General features: G+C 43.5%; 25 protein-coding genes and 1 tRNA gene. 12 read left to right on the top strand and 14 right to left on the bottom strand.

The window, feature by feature from the left end; all coding sequences use genetic code 11:
• Positions 1-131 precede the first annotated feature (131 nt).
• Positions 132-899, bottom strand: coding sequence for a TrmB family transcriptional regulator (locus tag NWE91_05140; GenBank protein ID MCW3985776.1), 768 nt, complete (start codon positions 897-899; stop codon positions 132-134).
• Between the two features lie 93 nt (positions 900-992).
• Here NWE91_05140 and NWE91_05135 point away from each other — a divergent pair, with 93 nt between their 5' ends.
• Genes NWE91_05135 through NWE91_05125 form a run of 3 tightly spaced genes read left to right on the top strand, consistent with a single transcriptional unit; the run spans position 993 to position 3375 of the window.
• On the top strand, positions 993-2477 hold the full coding sequence (locus NWE91_05135; GenBank protein ID MCW3985775.1) for a radical SAM protein: 1485 nt from the start codon (positions 993-995) through the stop codon (positions 2475-2477).
• A 58-nt stretch (positions 2478-2535) separates the two neighbouring features.
• Positions 2536-2853 (top strand): hypothetical protein, encoded by a 318-nt coding sequence (locus NWE91_05130; GenBank protein ID MCW3985774.1) that lies wholly within the window; start codon positions 2536-2538, stop codon positions 2851-2853.
• A gap of 39 nt (positions 2854-2892) precedes the next feature.
• Entirely contained in the window at positions 2893-3375 is a 483-nt protein-coding gene (locus tag NWE91_05125) for a hypothetical protein (protein MCW3985773.1), read from the top strand.
• 8 nt (positions 3376-3383) lie between these two features.
• On the opposite strand, the gene NWE91_05120 is transcribed toward NWE91_05125, so the two are convergent.
• Together NWE91_05120 and NWE91_05115 are read right to left on the bottom strand one after the other, a co-directional pair.
• Positions 3384-3761, bottom strand: a complete 378-nt coding sequence (locus tag NWE91_05120) for a cyclophilin-like fold protein (GenBank protein MCW3985772.1) — start codon at positions 3759-3761, stop codon at positions 3384-3386.
• A 5-nt stretch (positions 3762-3766) separates the two neighbouring features.
• A complete protein-coding gene (locus NWE91_05115; protein MCW3985771.1) occupies positions 3767-5086 on the bottom strand; it encodes a cyclic 2,3-diphosphoglycerate synthase in 1320 nt (439 codons plus the stop codon).
• A gap of 284 nt (positions 5087-5370) precedes the next feature.
• Between NWE91_05115 and NWE91_05110 the strand changes: the two genes are divergently transcribed.
• The 5 genes from NWE91_05110 (at position 5371) to NWE91_05090 (ending at position 8102) form a co-directional block, all read left to right on the top strand.
• Positions 5371-5646 carry a hypothetical protein gene (locus NWE91_05110; GenBank protein MCW3985770.1) on the top strand — a complete coding sequence of 92 codons (276 nt, stop codon included), beginning with the start codon at positions 5371-5373 and terminating at the stop codon, positions 5644-5646.
• Between the two features lie 184 nt (positions 5647-5830).
• Positions 5831-6262 carry a fibronectin type III domain-containing protein gene (locus NWE91_05105; protein ID MCW3985769.1) on the top strand — a complete coding sequence of 144 codons (432 nt, stop codon included), beginning with the start codon at positions 5831-5833 and terminating at the stop codon, positions 6260-6262.
• An 82-nt stretch (positions 6263-6344) separates the two neighbouring features.
• Positions 6345-6770, top strand: coding sequence for a hypothetical protein (locus NWE91_05100; protein MCW3985768.1), 426 nt, complete (start codon positions 6345-6347; stop codon positions 6768-6770).
• Positions 6771-6792: 22 nt separating this feature from the next.
• Positions 6793-7596: a hypothetical protein gene (locus NWE91_05095; protein ID MCW3985767.1), complete on the top strand. Its 804-nt coding sequence runs from the start codon at positions 6793-6795 to the stop codon at positions 7594-7596.
• Positions 7597-7610: 14 nt separating this feature from the next.
• Positions 7611-8102: a roadblock/LC7 domain-containing protein gene (locus tag NWE91_05090; protein MCW3985766.1), complete on the top strand. Its 492-nt coding sequence runs from the start codon at positions 7611-7613 to the stop codon at positions 8100-8102.
• Positions 8103-8214: 112 nt separating this feature from the next.
• On the opposite strand, the gene NWE91_05085 is transcribed toward NWE91_05090, so the two are convergent.
• Positions 8215-8826 (bottom strand): stage II sporulation protein M, encoded by a 612-nt coding sequence (locus NWE91_05085; GenBank protein MCW3985765.1) that lies wholly within the window; start codon positions 8824-8826, stop codon positions 8215-8217.
• Positions 8827-9074: 248 nt separating this feature from the next.
• Positions 9075-10337: a peptide chain release factor aRF-1 gene (gene prf1, locus NWE91_05080; protein MCW3985764.1), complete on the bottom strand. Its 1263-nt coding sequence runs from the start codon at positions 10335-10337 to the stop codon at positions 9075-9077.
• Positions 10338-10502: 165 nt separating this feature from the next.
• On the opposite strand from prf1, the gene NWE91_05075 reads away from it, so the two are divergent.
• Genes NWE91_05075 through NWE91_05065 form a run of 3 tightly spaced genes read left to right on the top strand, consistent with a single transcriptional unit; the run spans position 10503 to position 12912 of the window.
• Positions 10503-11300, top strand: a complete 798-nt coding sequence (locus NWE91_05075; GenBank protein ID MCW3985763.1) for a sulfite exporter TauE/SafE family protein — start codon at positions 10503-10505, stop codon at positions 11298-11300.
• Between the two features lie 55 nt (positions 11301-11355).
• On the top strand, positions 11356-11784 hold the full coding sequence (locus tag NWE91_05070) for a ribonuclease HI family protein (protein MCW3985762.1): 429 nt from the start codon (positions 11356-11358) through the stop codon (positions 11782-11784).
• Positions 11785-11841: 57 nt separating this feature from the next.
• Positions 11842-12912, top strand: a complete 1071-nt coding sequence (locus NWE91_05065; GenBank protein ID MCW3985761.1) for a CPBP family intramembrane metalloprotease — start codon at positions 11842-11844, stop codon at positions 12910-12912.
• Here the strand turns inward: NWE91_05065 and hisS are convergent.
• From hisS to NWE91_05040, 5 genes are all read right to left on the bottom strand, one after another.
• Positions 12909-14204, bottom strand: a complete 1296-nt coding sequence (gene hisS, locus NWE91_05060) for a histidine--tRNA ligase (GenBank protein ID MCW3985760.1) — start codon at positions 14202-14204, stop codon at positions 12909-12911. The two genes, NWE91_05065 and hisS, sit on opposite strands and share 4 nt — an antisense overlap.
• Positions 14205-14214: 10 nt before the next feature.
• A complete protein-coding gene (gene endA, locus NWE91_05055) occupies positions 14215-14790 on the bottom strand; it encodes a tRNA-intron lyase (protein ID MCW3985759.1) in 576 nt (191 codons plus the stop codon).
• A 59-nt stretch (positions 14791-14849) separates the two neighbouring features.
• Entirely contained in the window at positions 14850-15866 is a 1017-nt protein-coding gene (mtnA, locus tag NWE91_05050) for an S-methyl-5-thioribose-1-phosphate isomerase (GenBank protein ID MCW3985758.1), read from the bottom strand.
• Positions 15867-15967: 101 nt separating this feature from the next.
• Positions 15968-16705 (bottom strand): phosphoribosyltransferase family protein, encoded by a 738-nt coding sequence (locus NWE91_05045; GenBank protein MCW3985757.1) that lies wholly within the window; start codon positions 16703-16705, stop codon positions 15968-15970.
• A gap of 128 nt (positions 16706-16833) precedes the next feature.
• A tRNA-Arg gene (locus NWE91_05040) sits at positions 16834-16925 on the bottom strand.
• 386 nt (positions 16926-17311) lie between these two features.
• On the opposite strand from NWE91_05040, the gene NWE91_05035 reads away from it, so the two are divergent.
• The gene (locus NWE91_05035) at positions 17312-17680 is read left to right on the top strand and encodes a hypothetical protein (GenBank protein ID MCW3985756.1); all 369 of its coding nucleotides are present in this window, start codon (positions 17312-17314) and stop codon (positions 17678-17680) included.
• A gap of 6 nt (positions 17681-17686) precedes the next feature.
• On the opposite strand, the gene leuS is transcribed toward NWE91_05035, so the two are convergent.
• From leuS to NWE91_05015, 4 genes are all read right to left on the bottom strand, one after another.
• On the bottom strand, positions 17687-20569 hold the full coding sequence (gene leuS, locus NWE91_05030; protein MCW3985755.1) for a leucine--tRNA ligase: 2883 nt from the start codon (positions 20567-20569) through the stop codon (positions 17687-17689).
• A gap of 110 nt (positions 20570-20679) precedes the next feature.
• Positions 20680-23466 carry an alanine--tRNA ligase gene (gene alaS, locus NWE91_05025; GenBank protein MCW3985754.1) on the bottom strand — a complete coding sequence of 929 codons (2787 nt, stop codon included), beginning with the start codon at positions 23464-23466 and terminating at the stop codon, positions 20680-20682.
• 149 nt (positions 23467-23615) lie between these two features.
• Positions 23616-23933: a 50S ribosomal protein P1 gene (gene rpl12p / locus NWE91_05020; GenBank protein ID MCW3985753.1), complete on the bottom strand. Its 318-nt coding sequence runs from the start codon at positions 23931-23933 to the stop codon at positions 23616-23618.
• Between the two features lie 38 nt (positions 23934-23971).
• On the bottom strand, positions 23972-24830 hold an 859-nt coding region (locus tag NWE91_05015), incomplete at its 5' end, for a 50S ribosomal protein L10 (protein ID MCW3985752.1).

Raw genomic sequence — 24830 nt, 5'->3', positions numbered from 1 at the left:
CCATGCTTGGCAACCCCCGCTCATATGCTAGGAGTATTGATATTATTTGGGTTAAATTAAATCTTATTCAAAATAGTTTGCCATTGTTGAACACACTCCGTCGCACCATAAGGACTTGGAGACATCAAAGGCTACGTTGGTTGGGTTTTAGTGCTTGAGTCCCATAAATACTGGAAGGAATCTTTCGCGAACTTCACCAAACCTATATGGTTACTCCAAACAACCAAGCTAAGTTTGTCCTCCTCACCCAGAAACAGCAAAGCTTCTTTTCCATCTACAATTACTCCGCCTCCAAACATGTCTCTGCGTCCTCGCACCTCTGCGATGCTCGTCAGCCCTTCCAATCCCCAATTCTTTGGCTCACCAACAACCATGACTGAAACTTTCACATCGCTTAACCTGAAACTTGCCAACAACGGAATTGCTTTTTCAGCCAAATCGTGAGCAAACAACGGCGCCGCTATCATCACTTGACTGCGAGCATTATCCAACATCTCTCTCAGCTTCGCCAACACACTAGTCTCACCTCGCAAAATCCAAATGTCAGGCTTCTCTCGCAACTCACGTTTCTCATAGAGAGGCTGCAGCTCTCCCACTATGGCTTGCTCCCAACTTCGCATCTTTTCATCAGCCTCATGCTTAGCTGCCTCAAATGCCTCTACAGGCGCCTTTGCAAAATACCTGCTCGGTCTACCTCGTTCAACAATTAGCCATCCCTTCCGCTCCAAACTATTCAAAACCTCATAAACCTTCGAAAAAGGCACGCTGGCACTCTCGCTTACCTCACTTGCCGTCATTACTCCCCTCTCTACAAGACTCAAGTAGACTGCTGACTCGTAACCCGTTAACCCTAACTCACGCAAAACTTTCCTTGCTATTTCTCCAACAGCTTGACTCAACCCATCTTTCACCTTCTGAAACTTCGGAAAAACTTCAAATACACGCTCCTCTTAAAAAGGTTTTACAACCGTCAGTGGTGAAACAAAACGTCAATAATCAAACAAACCAAAAGCATATGCCCCGAATGCCTCACAGTTCTAGACGCCACCATATACAAAAAAGACAACAAAGTCTACATAGAAAAAACTTGCCCAAAACACGGCAAATACAACGAACTCTACTGGAGCGACTACGACCAATATATACGCGCAGAAAAATACCGAAAAGAAGGAGGAGGCCTAAACAACCCGCACACCAAAACAGTAAAAGGCTGCCCCCAAGACTGCGGTATCTGCCCAAATCACAAAAGCCACACGGGTCTAGCCATAATCGACATCACAAACCGCTGCAACCTTAGATGCCCCGTATGTTTCGCCAACGCTGCTGCAGCAGGATACGTTTACGAACCTACAAAACAGCAAATTCAAGAGATGCTTCAAAACCTACGCCAAAACAGCCCCATCCCCGCCACTGCACTGCAATTCAGCGGCGGCGAGCCCACAATTCGCAAAGATTTGCCAGAACTAGTTAAAATGGCTAAAGACTTGGGATTCCGTCACGTGGAAATCAACACCAATGGCATACGCCTCGCCCAAAGCGTAGAATACTGCAAAACCCTCGACGAAGCAGGCGTAAGCACTGTTTACTTGCAATTTGACGGCTTAACTGATGATATTTACAAGTTCACCCGCGGTGTCGACCTCCTAGAAACAAAGATGAAAGCTATTGAAAACTGTCGAGAAGCAGGCCTTAACAGCATCGTACTAGTCGTGACACTAATCAAAGGAGTAAACGACCATCAACTCGGAGACATTATACGCTTCGCCGTCGAAAACTTCGACGTAATACGATGCATAAACGTCCAACCAATAAGCCTATGCGGACGCTTACCAGAAGAAGAAAGAAAAAAGATGCGCATCACCATACCCGACTTCATGCGTCTGTGCGAAGAACAAACAGATGGAAAAATAAAAGCAGACGACTTCTACCCCGTTCCAACAGTAGTACCAATTGCTCAAGCCATCGGCGCAATAAAACACAAACACTACGTCGAATTCACAGCTCACCCTCACTGCGGCATGGCAACCTACCTTTTCATTGAAAACGGAGAAATAACGCCAATTACACGTTACGGAAACGTAGACAAATTCGTCAAAACAATGGAAAAAATCTACGAAGAAGCACAAAAAGGACACGAAACGAGAGCGAAAATGCGCCTAATCGCCGCCTTAAGACATGTGAAGCTCGGCATGTTAAGAAAATACCTTCTTCCAGTCTTGAAAAGCGGAAGCTACGAATCATTAGGCGAACTTCAAAGGAAAACCATACTGCTCTCTTCGATGCATTTCATGGATCCTTACAACTTTGACCTTGAAAGAGTGCAAAGCTGCTGTATTCACTACGCCGTGCCAGATGGACGTATAATCCCATTTTGCACAATGAACAGCATCCACCGACCAGAAATAGAAAAGCAGCTAGGCGTTCCATTGTCTCAGTGGCAAAAAGAACACAAACAAAAAATAGCTACAGTTGCGTGACAGAAAAAGGCTATAAGGATGCACTCCCTCTTTTTCTCGAGCAATTGAGGAAATAAGAATGGGCGGAAAAAAGAAGCGCTCCATAAAGCAAATGGCAAAAGCGCAAAAAAAGAAAGGTGGCAAAAAGGAAAAACGTGAAACCACAGCACCAAGCCAAAAGAAGTCTATTCCAGGGATTACGCCGCCAAGTCTAAAAAGTGACAAATTTATAGGCGAGCTGAAAAAGATGAAGATCGTAACACCTTATTCTGTCGCATCCCGCTTTGATGTGCGCTTAAGCGTTGCCAGAGCCTTTCTGAAAGAGTTGGAACGCAATGGCATGGTCGAATTTGTTTCGAAGAGTCGGAACCTTAGAATCTACAAGCCTGCAGACTAGTTTTACTCATTTCATAAGATGGAGAAATAAGACAAAATAATGGCTTCTGATTTTCCAAAACGAGTTTACACATTTGATGAAGTGGAAAAGGCTAGAAAACTAGTGGAATCTGGATATAAGCATAGGTTAATTCTAAAGGGGAACCCTCTCTTTAAGAAAAGATTGAAGGAAGTCTTGAAACATGTTAAAACTGCTGGGTTTTACGAATTTCTAAGAACTTATATCAGGCGAATTGTTGAGATAGATGGCTTTAGCCAACTGCGAGAAGCTGACGTGGCTATTTGGGTGAACATGCAGCTGTTGGAAAATCCTATCGCGGCTGCAGGATTTCTTGTGCAGAAAGCGTCGCAGATGAAGGAGTTTTTGGAGGGGAAACTGTATTATGGCGGGGCAGCCGAGGCGAGAAGCGTAGAAAAACGTGTCCAGTTCTTAGAGGCGTTAAGAATGAAATCTAAAGATCGTGCTGTGAAGAGTGAATGCGGAAGGATTTTAGAAAGGTGGGCTGAGAGCACTTTTCTTTGATGCTATCATTAGGCTTTTTCTACTTTGATTTTTGTTCCACTTTTTGCATCAGCAAAGATCTCTAAATTCTTTGTTACTTTTCCAATTATGTTGACGGGACTGTAGGGCTGGGATTCGCCATAAAAGACGCAGAGAGCATTTCCCATGGGCCAATAAGCAATTGTACCCTTCTCAACCTTCGGTTTAGCCTTCTCGTCGCCCATCTTAATTGGAATTTCAAAGTAGACTTCTTCTTTCCACAAAGCCATTCTGCCTTCTATCGGAAGCGTCTTGGTTATGGCGTCAACTGTTCTAGGGGCTAGATGGCGAATTAGCTCGCCTTCGGCTTCGCCGACGTTTTCTATAGAGAATTTGATTAGCACACGGGTTATGCTTTCTTCAGTCATCTATGTCACTTTTGGAAGTGTTTCTTTAGCACATCTTCAAGAGTTGAAGAGCCTAGTTCTTTAAGAGTGTATTTTGTTCTCACGGTGGGCTTGTTAATTTGCAAGACGCGTCTCAAATCTATGGGAGTGCCAATAACCACAACGTCACATGGCGTGCTGTTTATTGTTTCCTCTAGCTCTTTTATTTGTTCTTTGCCATATCCAATAGCGGGAAGCAATGTTCCAAGGTGAGAGTACTTCTTGTAAGTCTCCACTATTGAGCCTACAGCGTAAGGTCTCGGATCGACGATTTCACTTGCACCTAACTTTCTAGCTGCGATAACTCCTGCGCCATAAGCCATGTTGCCATGCGTCAACGTAGGCCCATCCTCCACAACCAAAACTTTTTTTCCTTTAATCAAATCTGGGTTGTCTACAGTGATGGGAGACGATGCTTCAATGACCAAAGCCTCAGGATTCACTGTTTTAATGTTCTTCCTCACAGTTTCAACACCTTCCGGACTAGCGGTGTCAACCTTGTTGATAATTATCACATCTGCCATCCTCAGGTTTGTTTCTCCAGGGTAGTATGTAAGCTCGTGACCTGGCCTGTGAGGGTCCGCAACCACTATGAAGAGATCTGAATGGTAGAAGGGAAGGTCGTTATTTCCTCCGTCCCAGACAATTACGTCTGCTTCTTTCTCTGCTTCTCTTAAGATTTTTTCATAGTCTACGCCAGCAAACACCAGTGTTCCATTGGCAATGTGAGGCTCATATTCCTCTCGCTCTTCAATTGTACATTCATGCTTATCAAGGTCTTCGTAGGACGCAAACCGTTGCCAAATCTGCTTTGCTAAATCTCCGTAAGGCATTGGATGCCTTATAACAGCGACTCGGAAACCCATTTTCTTCAACAAGGCAGCTACCTTTCGCGAAGTCTGGCTTTTTCCAGAACCAGTTCTAACTGCGCAAACAGAAACAACTGGAACTTTGGCTTTTATCATTGTTGTGGACGGGCCCATTAGCCTAAAGTCTGCTCCGAAAGACATTGCTAGCGATGCTTTGTGCATGACGTATTCGTGAGGTACGTCGCTGTAGGCGAAAACAACCTCGTTGATGTCGTAGTTTTTTATGAGTTCTGGCAATTTATCTTCTGGATATATGGGGATTCCTTGTGGATATTTTGGCCCTGTGAGTTCTGGAGGGTAGTTTCGTTTTTCGATTCCAGGTATTTGGGTGGCAGTGAAGGCTACTACCTCATATGAATCGTTATTTCTGAAGTAGACATTGAAATTGTGGAAGTCTCTGCCTGCTGCCCCCATAATGATTACCTTGGCTTTTTTCATGATAGAACCTCTTCTTCCTAGAGATTGAGAGCGGTGAATTAGTATCCTTTTTTTCATTCCATATAAACCTTTATTGAGATGGTTTTTCACTTTACACGGGTACTATTTGCGCTTTCTGAACACCTGAACGTCTTCCGTCGTGGTGAAGTATCCAAAACTCACTTCAAATTCGCTAGCTTTTGGAAAATTTTTACGTGCGCTCAATGAGCAAACCCGTATCAAGCGTGTTTCTGTCTTACCGAACATCAAAAGAATTTTACGTGTCTTTAGGAATGTATTGAACCATGAAGTATTCAGCGATTGTTCTAGTCAATTTGCTAGCAATCATTCTTGCAATCGTGGTTGTTTGGGTGTATGCAAGAGAATCATTTGAATTTGTGGTTTTCCTGCTGGCACTCTATTTTCTGTGGGTGGTAGCAAGATTGATTCTGCAAGAAAAAAAGTTAAGAAAAGAAAAAGTAGCGGGAGCAAAGGAGGCCAAGATTTCTATGCACCTCCTAGGCCAAACTCTGTATCAGATGCTCATAATAAGATCCAAAAGAGTGGCTAATAGATGCTAGACGTGAGAGTCATGAAGGTGTGAGCTTGTGCTTCTTAATGTTTACCGATGAGTGTTGTAGTTGTAGGCTTTTTGCTGTTGGGTTGTAAACTGCGCGCGTAATATGATGTCTTAATTAGTAAGATTTAAATCTCAATACGCAGTTATCCTTCTAGTGAACCTGAAAAAGGAGGGATAAAAACCGAATGAAAAGATTTCTAAAGAGCAGAAAGGCGTTGAGCCCAGTAGTCGCAGCAATCATACTAATCGCCGTAACAGTCGCAGTATCAATCGCAGTCGCCGCTTGGATGGGAGCATTGACATTCACATTCATGCAAACAGAAGAATTAGCATTCACAGGCTACACGTGGGATAGTTCAAGCACTAAATACTGGATTCGAATTACTGTCAAGAACACTGGTTCATCAGACATGACAATAAGTGGGGTTCGAGTCAACGATGTGGACGCTGATGATTGGGGTTATACACCTACCTATTCATTAGCTGCAGGCAATTCTGTGACGTTTAACGTGACTCGTTCAGGAGGAGCAGAGTATACGTCTGGTACTAAGTACGAGTTTACGGTGATTACGGCGAAGGGCAATATGTTTGGTCCTTACATAAAGACAGCTCCTTAAAGCACCACAGTTTCATATAGTTTGAGAATGGGGGTAGGGTAAAAGCACCCCTCTCCTTCCACCCTATTTGGAGGTATTGAAAATGGTAGTAGAACTAAAAGAATATGAATCAGCCTCAGATATAGCAAAAACAATTGATGACGAAATAAGTAGAACTAAAAGCATGCTTGGCGAGTATTTGCGCCGCCTTGACGAAATTCGAGCATTAGCTGAAAGGTCGAAAAAAATACGAGATGTAGTCTTCAAACTCGCAGGCAAGAAAGCAAATCAAGAAAATCTAGGCGAAATTTCGGTAGGTGGTCTAAACGTTGTCCTAGATGCCAACCCGTTTCACGAATTAACAGCTATAGAAGAAGTTGTCAGAAGCCAACAGGACAGGCTTTTAGTCTTGCAGAAATCGCGAGAAGCATTGAAATGGGTCGATCAAATAGGCGACACTGAAGGACTCAGATATCTCGTTTTGGAAGACGATGGAGTACCCGAGAGAATACTTTTCAAGATTTCATAAAATTCCATGGAGTGAAAATGAAATGAGTAACGAAGCATATGCATTTGCATTAAAGAATGCCCTAACCGAGATTCGAAATGTTTGCCCCGACGTGCAAACTTGCTTTCTCTTTGACAAGGAAGCCACTGTGATTGCAGGAGACGCTGAGACTCCCGAAGCCACTTTAGAAAGAGTAGTAAGCTCGCTAGAAGGCATTCTGGAAAAGGTGGACACAATTGGAGGCCTAAATTCCTTAGTGGTTGAATGCAGCAAAGGCAATGTTCACATATCTTGTATTAACGACATGTACTTGACCATGGTTGCTTCGAAGAAGGCAGATATGAAATATCTAGAAACTGTTGCGCGTGTGTTGATTCCAACTGTTATAAAGCTGCTTGACAGTCTTGGCCCTACCCCCCTCAAGCATTTTTCTCCTTCCCGTACTTTATTGAAGCAAGGAATGGAAGAGGATCTACGAGAGGAAGAGAAACTGCGAGAGGAAATAGAGGAAGAAGAAAGCAAAGAAGCTGAAGAGGAGCCCATACCTGAGCTAGAATTACCCTCTAACCAATTAATTGTTGAGAGTTTCGGCGGCCTATTGGTTCGCAACGACACAGTGCAAATTAGCGAAGATATTATGTCACAGTGGGAAGAGCTTCTAGACGGCAAAGAAATTAACCTTGTTGAAGTTGAATCTTTCAACGGCAAAACCAGCCAATGCAAAGTCAAGACGTTAGATTACTCAAAGCTTGAAAATAGGGCTGTTATTCGCATTCCAGAAAAGCTTTGTCATACTCTCGATGTCAAGAAGGGTGAACTGGTGAGGATTAAACCAGTAATCAATTAGTGGAGATGAGCTTTATGGCACCTAGAAAACGCAAATCAAGCAAAGTAGCCTTGAAGGAAGAAGAAGAAAAGCCCGAAATCGCACTTGACTTCTCAGAAGAGTTAGAAACGCAGATAAAGAAGGCACAAGAGCTTGCGGAAGCAAAGAGAGCTGAAAAGAAGGAGCTGAAAAAAGATAATGCCCCCAAAGGAGACAAGATAAAGCAAAACATTGACAAGGTAAATACGAAAGAGGGAGTAATTGGCTACATTCTCAGGAATGCAAAGTCTGCAAGTATCGATTTAAAAGATTCAACGAAGATTATCGACTTTGCGGTTTTATCTTCTTCAGCTTTAGAGGCAGGTGAGGAGCTTTCGAATACTTTTGAGCTTGGCGACGTAAAATATGTATTGGTAGAAGGAAACACCACAAAATTCCTTTCTTTCACTGCTGAGGACAACAGAGTAAGCGTGTTTATGGAGAAGAACGTGGACCACAACCGCGTCTATAAGGATCTGCTGAGCTGAAAAGAACTCTTTTTACATCTCCTTTTTTAGTTCCTAGGGAAAGTGGGACTGGAACGGAAAAGGGATTCTTGGTTATTAGCCCCTCCCCCTTTCTTCTGTTCCTTCTCATCCCTTAAAGGCTATTGATAAGAAACATTATTTGAGGTGTCATATAAGTTTCTATCAGAGCCGCCGTTGCAATTAGGATTAACGTAGTTATGTAAGCTTTCTTGAGGTTTCGGCAGAGAATTCCTAATGAAAGCTTTGTCGCTTTGAATGAGACTTTCATGTCTGTTTTGGCTAGGCTCATTAGCTTTTTAGGCCTCGTCAAGGCTTTGAGGTATTCTTTGAAGGTTGGAGTGTTGATTGGTTTTGGCATGTTGTTGTTTTGTGCGGCTTTGCGCATAGCGTTTGTCCAGTAAGCTATTGCTGTGAATTCAAGCCATCCATGAGGAAGGACAGCAGCGATTGCAGTCGTAGTAGAAATGTTTAACGTTACCATTAAGTTGATACAGATTATTGCCCACATTATAGTTACTGCGGTGGGTATGAGCCACGCTTTTTTGCGGAGGGCAGGGTAGGCGACGGCCACTGTGAAGAGCAGGTAAGTTAGGCTGAAGGTGTTGTGGGCGGCGATTATAGTGAATGTGAGAGGGTGCGAGAAACCTACGCTTTTAACTATTGGCATGTATAGGTGGAGGAGGCTGTATTGGAAGAGTATGCTTAGTATGTCAATTGGGTTCATGAAGTTTCGATGAGATTTATCTTGGTTGAGTGATTTAGAGATTGTCTAATAGCTTATCGTAAGCTTCGGTACAGTTATTTAGGGGACGTCGGCTCTTTGCATGTGTGTACGTCACACTTGGACCTCTCGGAATTCTATCTGGCCCCTGATAAGAGTCTGATAAATGTTAAATATGATTGAGCATTTTCGGGATTTTAATAGTTGCTGAGTAAAGCTGTTTCAAGTGTGGCTTTCAACTGAAAAGCGTACTAAATTTTGAAGCGTAATATGGCTGCGATTCCTCCGAACGCGTTCTTCAACATCTGCCCCTCCTCCGTATCCGTTGACACAACCTCCACATCTGCATTTGCGTGCTCAGCCAGCTCTGCCAATTCCTCAACAATGTCTTCTACTTGCTCCGCAGTGAGAGAAGGCGATTTACATTTTGGGCACGGCTGTCCCATAAGGCTTTGCTGAAGACCTTCAACCTCTCGACTCTTCACCGTCTCTTTCCTGATATAGTCGCACGTTGCACAGTTCACCGTTACTCGAGCTATATCCAACGCATCAGAGAGCAGCAAAGTCCTCACTGCCCCCATTTTCAAAGCACGCCTAACTTCCTCTTCACCGTAGGTAGCTAAACCAGTATCATGCCCAACCTGGTAAAGAAAACTCTGCACGAGCCTCTTCTCTTCTACATAGCGAACTTGTCGCATAATCTCCGGTGCCTTCTCAACAACCTCCTTCACTCCCTGCTTGCCTACGTAGGCAGAGTCAATAGTAGAAATGACTTTGTCTTTCAACTGATAATGCAGATAGTCTCCCTTCAGGAAATCATATTTTATCGGCCCGGGACCTGCGACAATTATACCCTTCAAATTCTCTATCCCAAGAAAAATGTCCGTGGCATGGCTGCCGACACGACTAAAAAACTCCAGTATTTTAGCCTCTCTTTGACGCTCAAAACGCCTTGCCGACTGCCCCCCTGCACGCATCTTACCTGGAACACCAGAAGTAGTTTCCTTAACAATGTTCAAACGCCTACCCTGCAAAACCGCGAAAGTAGCTTCACTAGAATCCACAAGCAAAATTCCATAAGCCTCCTTCTCCTTCAACATTTCCAGCAGATACTCTGTGTGAAATTTTGAATCACACCGATACAAGTTTATATTAATTGGCTCTGGTGGGGTCAAAACATAAGTTTCGTTTCTCTCACTGCCTGGGCCATTCTGCGGTATCGCACCGCTGAAGATCACCAAGCCCCTTTCAGGCACTCTCTTAAATAATTTTAAACGCTGCTGAACCTTTGTAATGGCGTCTTGGACGTTGCTTCTCGTTGTGTCAGACTTTATGTTTGCAGCAGTTCCATGTTCCTGCCTAAGTGTGTTAAGAACCTCACTGATTTGCTTTCCCGGAGGAACGTATAAGCTAACAAGCTCTGTTCCGCGCCCTTCCTTGCGAGCCAGCATGTCCAATGCTTTTTTAAGGCGAAAACGCTCCAACGAAGTCCGTTTTTTACGAGATTTGCTCAACCTATGCTTCCACACGTGGTAAGGCTACATTACACGTCTTACAGATAAAAGTTGCCATGCAAATTTAGCATTAGTGTTATTAGTAAGTAACTGTGTCACTGTTTGGCAATCTATCAAGAGGCGTGGTGAGGCTCAACGACAATATTTGAAACAGTTTTTCTCCCCATCCTAGCTCTTTTCGTGGGCATCATTGCAGCTATGCTGGGCATCGGAGGCGGAGTTTTCATTGTACCTGCTCTGCAATTATTACCCTTAAGCATCGAATTTTCTCCGCAAATGGCAGCGGGAACAAGCCTTACGATGATAATGTTTAAGGCATTGTCGTCTACGAGTGGCTATGCAAGACAAAAAAGGATAGACTATAAAGTTGGGCTGCTCTTAGCCACAGTTACAATACCTGGCTCCCTCTTGGGAGCATATTTGACGACTGCAATTGCGAAAGAATATTTAATATTGATTTTTGCTTTGTTAATACTCTACGTCGCCTTTCGAATGATTTTTCCATACAATCTGAGCAACAAGCTAGAAAAAAAAAGCAAAACTGGCTGGAAGCGAAGCCTCGTAGACTCAGATTATAAAATCTTTGGATACATTGCAGATATGAAACTTGGCTTGCCCTTGAGTTTCCTTGCTGGCGTTTCATCAGGCTTGTTAGGTATTGGTGGCGGTGCTTTAATGGTGCCGATTCTGCATTTTGCTCTTTCCTTTCCCATGCATCTAGCGGTTGCTACTTCAGTTTTTATCATGGTTTTTACTTCAATTGCTGGAGTGGCGACTCACATATATCTCGGTAATGTTCAGTTTGGTTTTGCACTTGTTCTCGTTGTTGGCGTCATTTTCGGAGCGCAAATTGGTGCTTACGTTTCCAAGCGTGTTTCAAGCAGGAATCTGAGACGAATTTTTGGCCTGGTGCTTGTGCTTGTTAGTCTGCGAATGATTCTGAAGTTTCTAGGTTGGGCGTAACACGGACATCTTTTATTAGCTTTTATCTGCCAATATTTCATCGAAGGTCTAGCGGTTGCAGTCTGAAGAATTGGGGCAATTGCGGACATATTCTGATGGAGCTTCTAGGGGGAACCCTGGGCCAGCTGCGGCCGCCGTTAAGATAGTGGACGAAAATGGGGTTGTGGTGAAGAAGTTTTGCAAGTTTTTGGGAAGGAAAACTAACAACCAAGCTGAGTATGAAGCACTAATAGAAGCCCTTCAACTAGCACGTGACTTTACAAAGGGCTATGTGCACTGTTTTCTAGACAGCGAATTAGTAGTAAAGCAGCTTAATGGAGAATATCAAGTTAGAAATCCTCGACTGGAAGTGCTTTGGCTGAAAGTTCGTGAACTCCAACAACATTTTCAAAGCGTATCCTTCAATCATATTTCAAGAACAGACAAAAACATGAAAGAAGTGGATGGGTCGGCAAATCGTTTCTTAGACAGTGTACTCGGTTAACACTTGGATTAAAGTTAATAGAAACATATCCCTTGTTTAATCGTAAACGGGTACACTATGACCTCAAGTTTATCTGAAACACTTCAAAAACTTCTTTTCGCCATCATTTTCATAGTCGGTTTTTTCATCATCCTAACATACATGCTTTCAATGGGCTTGGGGATTCTGGTTTTTTTCTCCACTGCAGAAGGGCTAACATTCAGCCAAGGACCAATAAGACTATACCCCTTGCTCATTGTAGATGTGGAGATAACCATAAACGCTGGGCTCTATTTTTTATTTCTCTGGTGGATATTTGCTCTTTGTTTTGCCGCCGCTTGGAGGTACACGGACGATCTTCCCAGCAGAGTCCGAGAATTCTTTTCTGTCGATACTAAACGAAGTCCTTTCAGCAACAACTTGCTTGCTATGCCAGCAATAACATCCATGTTGCTAGTGGTCACAATCGTATTACATTTCTTTCAGACACAGAGTGGAATTCCCATAGGAGAGCCACGCATTACTGAGCCTTTCTTGGACTTCCTACGATTTTCGCGGGCTCCACTAGTCGAAGAGATATTGTTCCGGATAATTCCAATAGGAGCTTTCCTAGCGACTTACATTTTTGTTGCTGGAAAAAGGACAAGACCTGACTTTTCTTGGAGCCAACGATTAAAGACGTGCATTCTATCTGTTTTGCAGCCTGAAAAGGCTAAGAAGATGATCGGTTTGAGAACCATCGGTGAGGCTGGCTTGCTTGGGGGGATTTTCTGGGCCGAGTGGATGATGATATTCCTAACTGCTTTTCTTTTCGGTATCGCCCACTATTTTGGTGGTTGGGAGCTAGGTAAAATAGCTCCAGCAACAGTGAGCGGCGCAGTTTTTGCTTTGGCGTATCTTTACTATGGGGTTCAAGCGCCGATTTTGCTTCATTGGTATTTCAATTTTTACTTTTCCATTTTCGTTTTGTCACTGGATTACTATTCTGCTGAAATAGATTTTCTATCTCTTAGTTGGTTGGCAAACATTTTCTTAGGTGCATTTTTGTGGGTAGCACTAATCATCTTTGGCGTGATTGCGATTTTTGAGTTGGTAAGGCGAAAACCTAAAGCTATACCCGTTCCTGAACCGCCCCCTACAAACATCTAACTCATCTTCTTCGAAACTTCTTCAGATATGTCATCAATGTTGATTGGGCGTTGCTGACGCTTTTCCATGTCTCGCAGCATCACTTTACCTTTTTCAAGCTCCTTCGGACCTAAAATAACAGCGTACGCCATTTTCCTTCTGTCAGCATCCTGTAACGCTCGCGAAACTGTTCGCCCCATAACCTCTAATTCTACGGCTATTCCCCTTTTTCTTAGCTGCAACGCTATTGCAAAAGCTTTGGAAACTGCCTCTTCACCAATGGGAATAACCGCCACGATTTTCTTAGAAATCTTCAGCGTGACGTTTTGTTTGTCTATTGCCAGCGCGATACGATCCAGCCCGTGAGCAACTCCTACTGCCGGTGTAGGCTCACCTCCAAATAGTTCAACGAGTTTATCATATCGTCCACCGCCGCCTAGTGAAATCTCCATCTCAGGTACAAGCGGCTCGAAAATCATTCCAGTATAGTATTCTAAGCCTCGTGCAAATCCTGTTTCAATTGACATGTTGAATTTAACTCCGCTTTCTTTGCATAACTCAATGATTTGCTGCAGGTTATCTACTGCTGTAACTGCACTCTCATATTCCTCTAGCTTTTTCTTTACTTCAGTCAAGACTTTGGAAGCATCTTTTCCCTTAGCTTCAAAAACCTCTTTCAAAGCTGATAGACCCTTTCTTGAAACGCCAAATTCTTCAGCGGTTCTAAGCGCTTCGTTCCACCGTTTGGCGTCTAAAAGCTGCATCACGCTATTTTGATGTTCGTCTCTTACGCCTTCCTCAGACAACAGTCCACGCAGGATTCCTACGTGACCGATTTTGAACCAAAAATTGGAAAGTCCAAGTTTTTGCAGGAGATGGTTAGTGAGGGATAGAACTTCTACGTCTGCTTCAGGTCGGCTGCTACCGATAATTTCGAAGTTTGATTGCCAAAACTCTCGGTAACGGCCAAACTGTGGCTCGTCATACCGGTATAAAGTGCCTGTTGAAAAAAGTCTCAAGGGCTTTGGTTCGTTCCGCAAGGTGCTAGCCATCAATCTTGCAATGGAAGCGGTAAATTCCGGTCTCAAAGCTAATTTTCGTCCACCCAGATCTTCAAAAGAATACATACGGGCTTTAATTTCTTCTCCGGACTTCGCGGCCAATAAATCATAATGCTCCACAAGTGGTGTAATTATTTCCTCGAAGCCGTGCAGACCTGCAACTTTTTTTGCGACAGCCTCTACATACCTCAGTTTTTCTGCGTCTGATGGCAGAAAATCCCGCATTCCTCGAACAGTCTGATTTTTGGTCATAAAAATTCCTCTATGATTTTTTCATGGTTAACTTTGAAAGAGTATAATAAACGATTTCTCCGCGGCGGTTCACAACCGCCAAAACCAGCTTCTTTTTCAAGCTTTGAGCATGCTTCAACACACGAGCCATATGTTTTACCGAAATAGGCTTGCCTTCCTGAATCCCGAGAATGAGATAAGTGGCTGTGGCTTTTCCATACTCTCCCCTTTCGTAAACTCGAAAATCCATTCCTAACCCGAATCCCTCCCTCACCACGTAGCCACGGCTTCTCAAATCTCGATAAATCAAATATTTCACCCAAACATTTTCATCTGCATGCCCAAAATGATGCAGAAGCTCTTGGAAATCTAAAGCCTTACGCGATTTTTTTCTAACAATTTCTAGTATTCCCTTGCTTTGGAGAAACAGGGCTTCGTAGAAACTCAAAGTTAATTTTCTATTTTCTAGTATTCCGTAGCCGCGAGAAGCGAGGTTTTCAAAATTGCCAGTAGCTGACACTGTAACACCTTTTTTTGAAAGTGAGCCCTTAATCTTCTTGATTTCAAAATTCCGAGACTCTTTGACTTGCCGTTTCTTATCCTTCAAAGCCTTGTCCTGCCAACACAAACTAATAGCATACGAATTATGAGATATATAACTAATCTTCAAGCAGTTGAAAGCTTTTGGAAATCAGCTGGAGAAAGGGGCCCTTCTTCACAGATTATTGCGGTAACATATTTCATAGGCGTAACGTCAAAAGCTGGATTAAAGGCAGACACCCCTTTCGGAGCAACCTGCACACCACCAAATTTAACCACTTCCTCCGTACTCCTTTCTTCAACAACTACATCTCTTGCCAATCGACTTATGTCAAACGTTGACTTTGGAGCAGCAACATAAAAAGGAACCCCGTGCTCGTGAGCTATCACTGCTATCGTATAAGTGCCAATTTTGTTAACAACCGCATCCTTCACTACCCTATCCGCTCCCACAACCACCTTATTGACCAATCCTTTAGCCATGACATAACCCACCATACTATCAGTAATCAAAGTTACAGGAATGCTGTCGCGAAGCAACTCGTAAACAGTTAACCGTGCACCTTGAAGCAGAGGTCGAGTTTCCGTCGCAATGACCTTGATGCCCTTGCCATTTCTCCAAGCTGTTCTTATAACTCCCAGTGCCGTCCCGTAGTCCACCGTTGCTAAACTACCTGCATTACAGTGCGTTAGGATGGTGTCACCATCATCTAGGAGCGCAGAACCGTGTTCTCCAATTCTCCAATTCACATCAACGTCTTCCGCGGCTATTCTTTGCGCTTCTTCAACTACAGCTCTTACAACGACCATAGCATTCCCGTCTGTTTTTTTCGCTTTCTCCATTACTCTGTCTATCGCCCAAAACAAATTCACGGCAGTAGGCCGAGTTGTTTTTAAAAATTGTGCAGAAGCACTAAGCTCTTCAATAAGCCTTCCTCTATCTCCGACCTTTGAATAATATGCTGTTAACGCAAGACCGTAGGCAGCTGCTACTCCCAAAAGTGGCGCTCCGCGGATCTGCATGGTTTTGATGGCTTTTACAACTTCATCGCAACTTGTCATTTTTAAAAGTACTGTTTGATTAGGCAGCTTGGTCTGATCAACAGTCGTCACAACACCATCTTTCCATTCAATCGTTCTCATGCACCATCATCCCTACAGAACTCTATTATCGTTCTATTTACCGAATACGTTTTTCGGGTTAAAGCAACTAAAAATTTCAACAACGTGCTGCAGTGGCGTTTTTAACTGCGTTTCGGAGGATTTACTTTAGTAACAACCTCTACAGGGCAACCTTTAGGCAGGTTAAGCCCTTTTTTCCAGTTTTCTCCAATGGCTATCAACGTGAAAATTCCAGAAAGCTCCGCTTTAGCTTTGCGAACGAGATTGATAAGTGCGTTTTGGGTTTCACCTGTTTTTATCATGTCATCTACTATAAGCACGCTGTCTCTTCGTTTGATTGCACTCTTAGGAATATACAGCGTCATAGTCACACCTGAACCTCTCAACACATATGTCTCTTCAAGAAAAGCCGGTACACCAACTTCTTTGTTCCACTTAGCAATAACGAGGTTAATGCCTAATTGGTTGGACACCATAGTTGCAAGGGGAATACCATCTACCGCTGCTGTTAAGACTTTAGTTACACGTCTTCCAGCGAAATTAGCTAGTGCGTAATGGGCTGCTTGCCGTAAGATGTTATAATCGCTTATGATTTCTGTGTTGTCGAAGTATCCGTCGGTGTTGAAATGTATTTTTCTATGAAGCTCAACTTCTAACCCCACTATTTTCCTTAAGGTTTTCCAGAGTTGGCGGGCTCTTGCCAAGTTTGGCAGAACATGGCCTTTTGCGTATCGACTGAGAACGGTGACTGGTAAACCGGTTTTAGCTGATAATTCGCGGTAAGTGTGCTGACGCTTTGCAGTTCGAAGCAACTCAATTGTCATTAGGCGTAATTTTAAATCTTCTGCGTGAGTGCTCATCTTTAGCCCTTCTATAAACATTAACAAGTTAAATATTAAGGTTACAGTGACTTATTTTTGAGTCGATAAGGTTCAAAATTTCCTTCTACCTTAAAACTTGGCAACTGCCAACGATTACGCTTATACTGTGGCGGGCCCGCTGGGATTCGAACCCAGGGTCTCCGGCTTAGAGGGCCGACGCGCTTTCTGTTAAGTAATATCCAGGCTACGCCACGGGCCCCGCTGGTACACTAGAAGGAGTATACAAAATATAATTCTTTTACTGTGCTGTGGAAAAATTATGCAACTGCATTCCAAGAAGGTGCTAGGTTTTACATGATATCTTTCCATGGCAGGTCTGAAGGAGGATAAGAGTTTCAAGCCATGGCCAATTAGCACAGATTTGGAATAATGTCTCCTGGTTCATAGAAGAATCTTACTATATTCTTTTTTAACTTGTTTTCTGTATGAACTATTTGGGGTGTAAGTTCAAGTCTTTACGTTTCTCTTTTCTCCCTTCTCTTTGGCAGATTGGAATGAACAACATGAACTTACACTCTACCCAAGTATTTCTATAGGCTCAAGACTTAAATCCCGCAAGTTGAAACTTGTATATAGGGGAAGGTTATGCCAGAAATTCAACAAATTCCCATCCCCCTGAGTAATTACCTCGGTCTTATAGAAAGAAAAAAGAGTCCATATTATGATTTAATACTCTATATTCTAGCAGACATGGAAAGAACTTTTAAAAAAAGCCCCCACGCCAATGTCATCTACACGATTAATCCGAGACGATTGAAAGAAGAAATAGAGGCGGAAATCCCAAGCGAAAAGCTGACTCCCATAAATATAGGTCGCACTATTCTAGCGCTTTTGTATGGAAGCAACCTGCGAAAGGGCGAAGATTATTATGTTACAACTAGTTCAGGTGGACGTAGGAACTATCACATCAAAGTAAATCGCAGCGTTTTGTCGACGCTTCAATTGCATCTCTAGCGTTTTCTATTCTATATATATTCCTGGCCTGAATGGCTTTGCTAGCTGGGCACGTTTTTTAGGGTCATACCGCCGCATGTCATCTTCTACATAAACTTGAATTTCAGCGTTCAATTCTCGCTTGAGGAAATTTTCTGCTTCTCTTAATACTGCAGCCTCGTTTAGCATACCGATAGACAGCAGCGTTTCTTTTCTATTCAATTCTATTCGGTTATTTTCGTCAATGATTTGGGCGACAAACTTGGAGATTTTTTTGGCAATCTTCTTCATTTCTTCCTCTTTCATCAGTTCTTTCATCAAATCACTTTGAGTAACACGTTCTTTTTCTAGAGATGTTGCTAACGCCTTTTGGTACACTTTCCATTTCCACTGCGCTGCAGTGTAATAACATATTTTCTTTGGAGTCATTTTTGTTGCTCGAATTATGCTTATTGTGTCATTCAGTACTGATTTGATCAAAGTTTCACTTTCTTCTGCAGCGGCACTGACTTTGCTTTTATCGTATTTAGGCCATCTAGTCGAAGAGACGAAGTTCTCTTCTTCCATCTTATCCCAAATTTCCTCGCAAATATGTGGCATGAAAGGTGCTAAGAGCCGCACCCAGATGTTCAAGGCCTCTAGTAAGACTTTGGCTTTTATGTTGCCTTTTCTTCTGGAATACCAGCGGAAGTCGTTCCAAACTTCAAAGAAGGCATTCTCCACAGCAGTGCGAGATTTCAGCACTTCCATACTTTCAGTGACTGCGTTTATTCTGTGCTGTAGCACGCTGAGTAGCCATCCTTCCAACTGCCCTGTTTTTTCATCTCTTGCTTCCGCGATTATAGTTGCAGCTAGTCTGTAGAAGGATTCAAGCTTGTTTCTAGCATTTCGAATGTTTTCACTTCTCCAGTCTGGATCGTCCATGCCTTCTGCTCCCAGCAGCAACGCGCAACGTGTAGAGTCAGCACCATACTGGTCAATGGTGCTTCGGAAGGTGACAAAGTTGCCTTTTGACTTGGACATAGGTTTTCCTTCAATCATTAGCATGCCATTAGCTCCTATCATCTTTGGCCAGTGTTCGGGTGGGAAGAGGGCTGCGTGTTGAAATAGGAAGAAGGTCAGGTGGTTTGGAATCAATTCTTTTGCGGAGTTTCGCATGTCCACTGGATACCAATAGAGAAACTCGTTTCGCATCGACTGCAAAACTTGATTATTTAGTTTGAACTTGAGGGCTACAGAATCTGAACTGCCTTTTCCATAGAAGATGTAGTCAAAAACTTCTGGTGTTAGTTGTTCTGGGGTTATGTTGTGTTGTTTGATGTGTTTGTTGATAGTGTAAAATGCCATATAGATAGTGGAGTCGCTCAGAGTTTCTATTGTCCAATCCTTCTTCCAAGGTAGCGGTGTCCCTAAACCACTTTTGCGGGCGCATGGCCAATCTTTCAGCCAGTCAATGGTGCTGAAGAACCATGGGGAGGCTGTCTCAGGGCAGATTGTGGTGCGGTTCAGTGCTTCTTTGGTTCTATTCTTCCATTCTGAATCGCTGTACTTTAGGAACCATTGTCCCTCCAGCACTTTGACGATGCATGGCTTTAGACATCTGCAAATGACAGGTTGAGGCAGATCATACATGCTGTCAGCGACATTCTTCTTCCTTAAGTCGTTAATGAGTGTCTCTTTTATTTCTCGAACCGTTTTTCCAGCGTACTCACCACAGACTTCTTTTAAGAATCCGCTATGAAATTCTTTTTTGTATAACAGTTTTGTGGCTTCTTCTGCTTTGGGGTCACATTGGTCTTTTATGCCTAGTTGATTTACGATTTCTATCGCTGGGTGTTCGCCGAATCCTTCGACGCGAATTATAGATATTGGCTGAATCACTTCTACTTTGGATGGCTCGATGCCAAACTCCCTTAGGGAAGCAAGGTTTTGCTGCAAATCTTTTAATGCTAGCCAGTCAGCTGGCGCATGAGCTGGGACACTGTACACCACTCCAGTTGCATGTTCTGAGTTAACGAACCACGCAGGCAAAATAGGTAGTTGCTTTTCAACTATGGGGTTTGTAACGCTTTTCCCTATGAGTTCCTTTCCTTTGAAGCGGCGGATAATAGTGATTTTTCGTTTTTGTTCTTTCAATTTATCTGCGGCTGTTTCGCTGATTATCCATTTCTCTCCGTTTACTTTTGCCTTTACGTAGTTTGCGTCTGGATGGAGCCAAATGTTTGTTACACCGTAGATTGTTTCTGGTCTGAAAGTGGCGGCTGGCAAGTAGGCGTCTTCATATTTGAATTTCATCAGCGTGTATTCTTCTGGTGAGACTCCTTCGCCTTCATGGCGGTCATGGTCGCCAGTGGGACTTTTGCAATGGGGGCACCAGACTACTGGGTGGGTTCCTTTGACAACGTAGCCTTTTTCGCGGAGTCTTTTGTATTGCCACTCGACGAATCTGCTAAATTGGGGTGAGGTCGTTTGGAATTCTCTTCGCCAGTCAATGGAAAATCCGGCACGACGAATCGTGTTTCTGTTTTCAGTAGTATAATACGAAGCCATATAAATGGGGTCAACGAATTTTTTCAGATTTTCTTCTGAGACGCCGTCGATTTCTCGTAACGCCCTAATAAAATCTTTGTCTCCCAGCTTTATACGTTCACTTGCACCTGCTATAGTTGTTCCAGTCCAGTGCCACGCCCACGGAAACAAAACGTTGTAACCTTGCATCCGCTTAAACCGCGCATAAGCGTCGACTCGTGTTGCTGTAAAAGCGTGTCCAACATGAACTGGCCCGTTCGCGTATGAGTAAGGAAAGGTGACAAAGCATTTTTTCCGCTTGGGGTCTGGATCTGATTCAAAAATTTTTGCTTTTTCCCAAGCTTTTTGCCATTTGGCTTCGATTTTGTGTAAAAGTTCCATGAAAGTTTCTGGATTAGGCAGCGTAGTATTAAAGGTTTTGTCAGTTTCTATTGAGGAATCGATCCCTCATTCTCAAGCACCGCTATACAAGTAAGCATAGGAGCTTTTATCTATTGTGGCTTTTTCTTCAATTGATGTCTCAAAACTTCTTCAGCTTTCTGAATTGCATCGCCGAGTTTGTTGAGTTTTGTTCCACCGCCCTGAGCAAACTCTGGTCTGCCGCTGCCTCCGCCGCCTATTATTTTTGCTGCTTCCCCAGCAATCTCACTTGCATCTACACCTTTCTCAACCGTTTTTTTTCCGGCCATCACAACAAAGCGTACAATTTTTTCGTTTTTACCGTAAAACAGTATGATCGCAGAAGGTTCTTTTTCTGTCAGTTTATTTGCGGTTTTTATCATGCGGTCAACATTAAGTAGTTCAAATTCCTGTATTACTAGCTTTACAGCATTAATTTCTTTGGTAACAGCTTTTTGTTCTAAGCCTTTGCTACTTTCAAGAACTGCGATTTCTTCAATAAGGCGTTTATTCTCACGGCGGATGCCCTTCCATTCTTTGAGGAGTCGTTTAGTGGTTGGCAGAAGTTTTTCTAATGGAGCATCCAACGTTTCAGAAAGTTTCTGAAGTAACTCTTCTTTCTTCTGGCTGGCTTCAACCGCATAACGTCCAGTGGCGTAAACTATGCGTTCTACACCGTCTTGAATTCGTTCTGTGTGAAGAATTTTGATGAGCCCGATTTCACCTGTGTTGTTTACGTGGGTTCCTGCGCACGCTTCAACTTCCCAATCACCCACTTTGACCACACGAATCTCCTTCCCGGGCACGGTGCCGCCTTGGTAAAGTCTAAAGCCATGTTGTGCTTCGGCTTCGTCTCGTGGTAGCCATGTGGTTTCAACTGGAATAGTGTCGATTACTGCTTGATTCGCTAGCGTTTCAATTTTGTTTGTTTCTTTGAGTGTTAGTCGTTGATAGTGAGATATGTCTAGTCTTGCCTGTCCAACGTTTTTCTGAGTACCTGTTTGCCAGACGTGTTGACCGAGAACTCTTCGCGCCGCCCCCATGATAAGATGGGTGGCTGTGTGTGCTCTCATAAGATAACTCCGCCTTTCCCAGTTTATCTGCCCCCTGACTTTTTCACCTTCTTTTGGTACAGCGCCTTTCACGACATGAAGGATGACTTTGCCAACTTTCTGAACATTCACAACCTCTGCTTTCTTTCCATCAAACTCTAAAACGCCTTTGTCTGCTGGTTGCCCTCCACCTTCTGGATAGAAAATCGTCTGCTCCAGAATCACTTGATTGTTGTTTAAGACGCGCAGAACCTGGGATTTGAATTCGGTCTGATATGGATTTTCATAGTAAAGTCTGCTGGTTTCAGGTAGGTCGGTAACCAAGCTAAGTCTTTCATCAGTAACTATCTCCTTTGGAGGTGCTTGGAGATGTCGTTCAGCTACCATTTTGTAAAAGTTTTCAGGAGTCTTCACCTTTATTCCCTCTCTGGCAGCGCTGTCCCGCACTGTTTCGGGTGGAAGCCCGTGAGAATCGTAAAGCTCAATCAAGGTTTCGGTGGGAATTCGCCGTTTTCCTTTCGACTTCAAGTCTTGTACGATGCGCTTTACTAGAGCGTTGCCTTTTTTCAAGGTTTGTTCGAATTTTCGTCTTTCCACCGAGAGCATTTCCAAAATCTCGTCGCGCATTCCTTTAAGGTGAGGAAAGTCCAAGGACCATCTGTTGATCTGCAAGTCTATTATGTCGCCTAGGCGGTTTTCAATGCTGAGGGCTTTTAGCAATCGGTATGTGCGGCGAATCATAAGTCTGGTCAAGTACCCTTCTTGAACGTTGGAAGGTACAACTCCTTCTGCAAGCATGAAGACTAAGCTTTTCGTGTGGTCTGCTACTGCGAAAGCATTCTCTATTGGCTGAAGGATTTCAGCTAGTGTGGACGCGGTCATTCTAACATGTTTTGCTGCTTGATTCCAAGAATTCCCTCTCTGTGTAGATTCTTCGAGACTGAAGGCGCCCGAAAACTTTGCCACGTTAGCTAACAGTTTGGAGTCAATTCGGCCTATGTCCGACATCTTGAAAATGGCGTCCAGAATCTCTCCGTAGATTGCGTGAAACCCGCTTATAGTACCCTGTGATATCCATGTGTAACGCTCAATCCCGTAGCCTGTGTCAACCGTTCGAATGGGCAGCTCCACAAATTTGCCATCAACTACTTTGAACTTCATGAATACCAGAGTTGCTAATTCGAGCCCACGCACAATAGTTTCCAAGTCGGGTCCAGCGTTGCCCCCGCCGACCCACACGTCTTCCTTGTAAATTACCTCTTCTGAAGGCATCCCCAGCTCCTTCGTCACAAATTCGTGGTGATACCGGACGGTTTCATCCTTCCAATAAATCTCTTTTTTTGGATAGTTGAAAGCGTGGTGCCCGCCCATTTCAAAGATGGTGAGGTGTCGACCGAAAGTAGGACCTGTGTTGTCAACGTCGACTAGGCGGATGCAAGGCTGACTAATAACAAGAGGGTTTGCTGGCGGCGGAACTATGCCGTTCGTTACGTAGGGCTGAAAGTCAACAATGCTGGCGCTTGTGAGGTATAGGTCGTCTCGCCACCGCGCCACCACGGGATAAGGCTTCATTCTCTTGTGCCCACGTTTCTCAAAAAAGGATAGAAAGGTCTCCCGCATTTCCCGCAAAGTGTAAGCCTTTCGAGCTGGCGGGTTATTTATGAATGTATATGAGGCACATCCTTTAGAGGTGGCTTCTCCACAGGTTTCCATGTCAGGGATTTGTGTCCAGAAGTATTCGCCACATTTCGGGCACAACTTCCTCTCGTAACATTGTTCGTCGAAAAATGGAACATGATACTCCTTTTCGGGAAAGCATTTTTTCAACCTTAATACCTCAGACCGAAAGTAAACTCAAAGACTCTTCACATTAAGGTTTTAGGAATCATTTAAACTATGTGCGTGAAAGGAAATTTTCCAGCGAATACGCTAAAGTTGTAGAATGGAAAGGTAAAAATGAAGGGCGAAGTGACGGTTTATCCGAATAATGCTCCAAGTCCTTCAAGCGCTGCCTCTTCTTTCTTCTTCTTCTCTTCCTCTTCTGCCTCTTTCTCTTCTTTCTTAGCTTCAGGTTTCTCCTCTATTGCAGGTGGCGCGGCGGGTGCGGCAGCCATCATTGTTGGCGCGGTTTTTGTGGCTTCTTCTATGTCTACTTCTTCCAACGAGGCAACCAATGCTTTCACTCGGGCAGGATCTGTATTGATTCCCGCTGCCTTCAACAGTTTTGTCACATTTTCTTCGTCTACTGGTTTTCCAGCGTTGTGCAAGAGCAGCGCGGCATAAACGTATTCCATCTTCTTTTCACCTCTTACTTTTTCTACACTCTTCCTTTTCAACCTTTCTGGGCTTTTTCCTTAACCATGTCCAGACGAGCTTTTAAGCTTAACATCTGATTGTAAGCTTTCCTAAGTATGTCAGCCATCGTTTCCTTTGTAGGTATGTCCTCGTTTATACTTAGTCTGTAAGCATCTTGATGAGCTTTCTGAAGTAGGAACTCAATGTTGTCTGAAGTGGTGTAAGCGCTATTTATCGACAGATAGAAAGCATATCTGTGGGCTTCTTCAAGAGTCTTTCTGAATTCGTCAATGTCTAAACGCAATTGCTCCTCAGTTATTATTGCGCCATCGTCGTAGACTGCATTCAAAATAAGCCCAGCTTCAACAGGTTTTATACCTAGCTTTGACAACACGGTAGCCAAACGTTTTGAGATAGTTTCGCCCTCTTTCACCACTAACGTGTCCCTATTTATCCAGACACTTCCTGACTCTATGCGAGTCTTCAAGCCCACCGCGCCTAACTGACTAATTATGGGTCCCGGCGGCTGTCCAGTGTTTCCAGCTGGAACGATAACATCAAAAGCAGCTACGTCGCCAGCTTTTGCTGTAGTTTTCACTTTGCTCTTTTCCAAAAGCAAGACAAGTTTGAAGGGATTAAGATTTGTGAACAAGTAAATTGTCGAGCCAGTTAATTGACCTTCTAGCTCATTTAAGTTTGGCTTATCTTTAGACTGAGCAATTGCACGTTTCATAAGAGTGTTCTTGATGACTCGAAGATAGGTATCACGTTGCAGTTTTTTCCGAAGTTCTTGCAGTTGGGGAGCACGCACTTTCTGCAGATTAGCCAACGCAATAACTTTGTATTGATGTATAATGTCCTCTATCTCTTTAATTTCTTTGGCTTTTTGTTGTAGT

The organism is Candidatus Bathyarchaeota archaeon, assembly GCA_026014805.1.
Lineage (GTDB): Archaea > Thermoproteota > Bathyarchaeia > Bathyarchaeales > SOJC01 > JAGLZW01.
Note: the sequence above shows the minus strand (reverse complement) of the source record. Positions and strands in the feature narration are given on the sequence as shown.

Excerpts from the sequence above, each read along its gene's own strand:
- NWE91_05130 (MCW3985774.1), top strand. The coding sequence starts at position 2,536 with ATGGGCGGAAAAAAGAAGCGCTCCATAAAGCAAATGGCAAAAGCGCAA.
- NWE91_05125 (MCW3985773.1), top strand. The coding sequence starts at position 2,893 with ATGGCTTCTGATTTTCCAAAACGAGTTTACACATTTGATGAAGTGGAA.
- NWE91_05120 (MCW3985772.1), bottom strand. The coding sequence starts at position 3,761 with ATGACTGAAGAAAGCATAACCCGTGTGCTAATCAAATTCTCTATAGAA.
- NWE91_05115 (MCW3985771.1), bottom strand. The coding sequence starts at position 5,086 with ATGAAAAAAGCCAAGGTAATCATTATGGGGGCAGCAGGCAGAGACTTC.
- NWE91_05110 (MCW3985770.1), top strand. The coding sequence starts at position 5,371 with ATGAAGTATTCAGCGATTGTTCTAGTCAATTTGCTAGCAATCATTCTT.
- NWE91_05105 (MCW3985769.1), top strand. The coding sequence starts at position 5,831 with ATGAAAAGATTTCTAAAGAGCAGAAAGGCGTTGAGCCCAGTAGTCGCA.
- NWE91_05100 (MCW3985768.1), top strand. The coding sequence starts at position 6,345 with ATGGTAGTAGAACTAAAAGAATATGAATCAGCCTCAGATATAGCAAAA.
- NWE91_05095 (MCW3985767.1), top strand. The coding sequence starts at position 6,793 with ATGAGTAACGAAGCATATGCATTTGCATTAAAGAATGCCCTAACCGAG.
- NWE91_05090 (MCW3985766.1), top strand. The coding sequence starts at position 7,611 with ATGGCACCTAGAAAACGCAAATCAAGCAAAGTAGCCTTGAAGGAAGAA.
- NWE91_05085 (MCW3985765.1), bottom strand. The coding sequence starts at position 8,826 with ATGAACCCAATTGACATACTAAGCATACTCTTCCAATACAGCCTCCTC.
- NWE91_05065 (MCW3985761.1), top strand. The coding sequence starts at position 11,842 with ATGACCTCAAGTTTATCTGAAACACTTCAAAAACTTCTTTTCGCCATC.
- hisS (MCW3985760.1), bottom strand. The coding sequence starts at position 14,204 with ATGACCAAAAATCAGACTGTTCGAGGAATGCGGGATTTTCTGCCATCA.
- mtnA (MCW3985758.1), bottom strand. The coding sequence starts at position 15,866 with ATGAGAACGATTGAATGGAAAGATGGTGTTGTGACGACTGTTGATCAG.
- NWE91_05045 (MCW3985757.1), bottom strand. The coding sequence starts at position 16,705 with ATGAGCACTCACGCAGAAGATTTAAAATTACGCCTAATGACAATTGAG.
- NWE91_05035 (MCW3985756.1), top strand. The coding sequence starts at position 17,312 with ATGCCAGAAATTCAACAAATTCCCATCCCCCTGAGTAATTACCTCGGT.
- leuS (MCW3985755.1), bottom strand. The coding sequence starts at position 20,569 with ATGGAACTTTTACACAAAATCGAAGCCAAATGGCAAAAAGCTTGGGAA.
- rpl12p (MCW3985753.1), bottom strand. The coding sequence starts at position 23,933 with ATGGAATACGTTTATGCCGCGCTGCTCTTGCACAACGCTGGAAAACCA.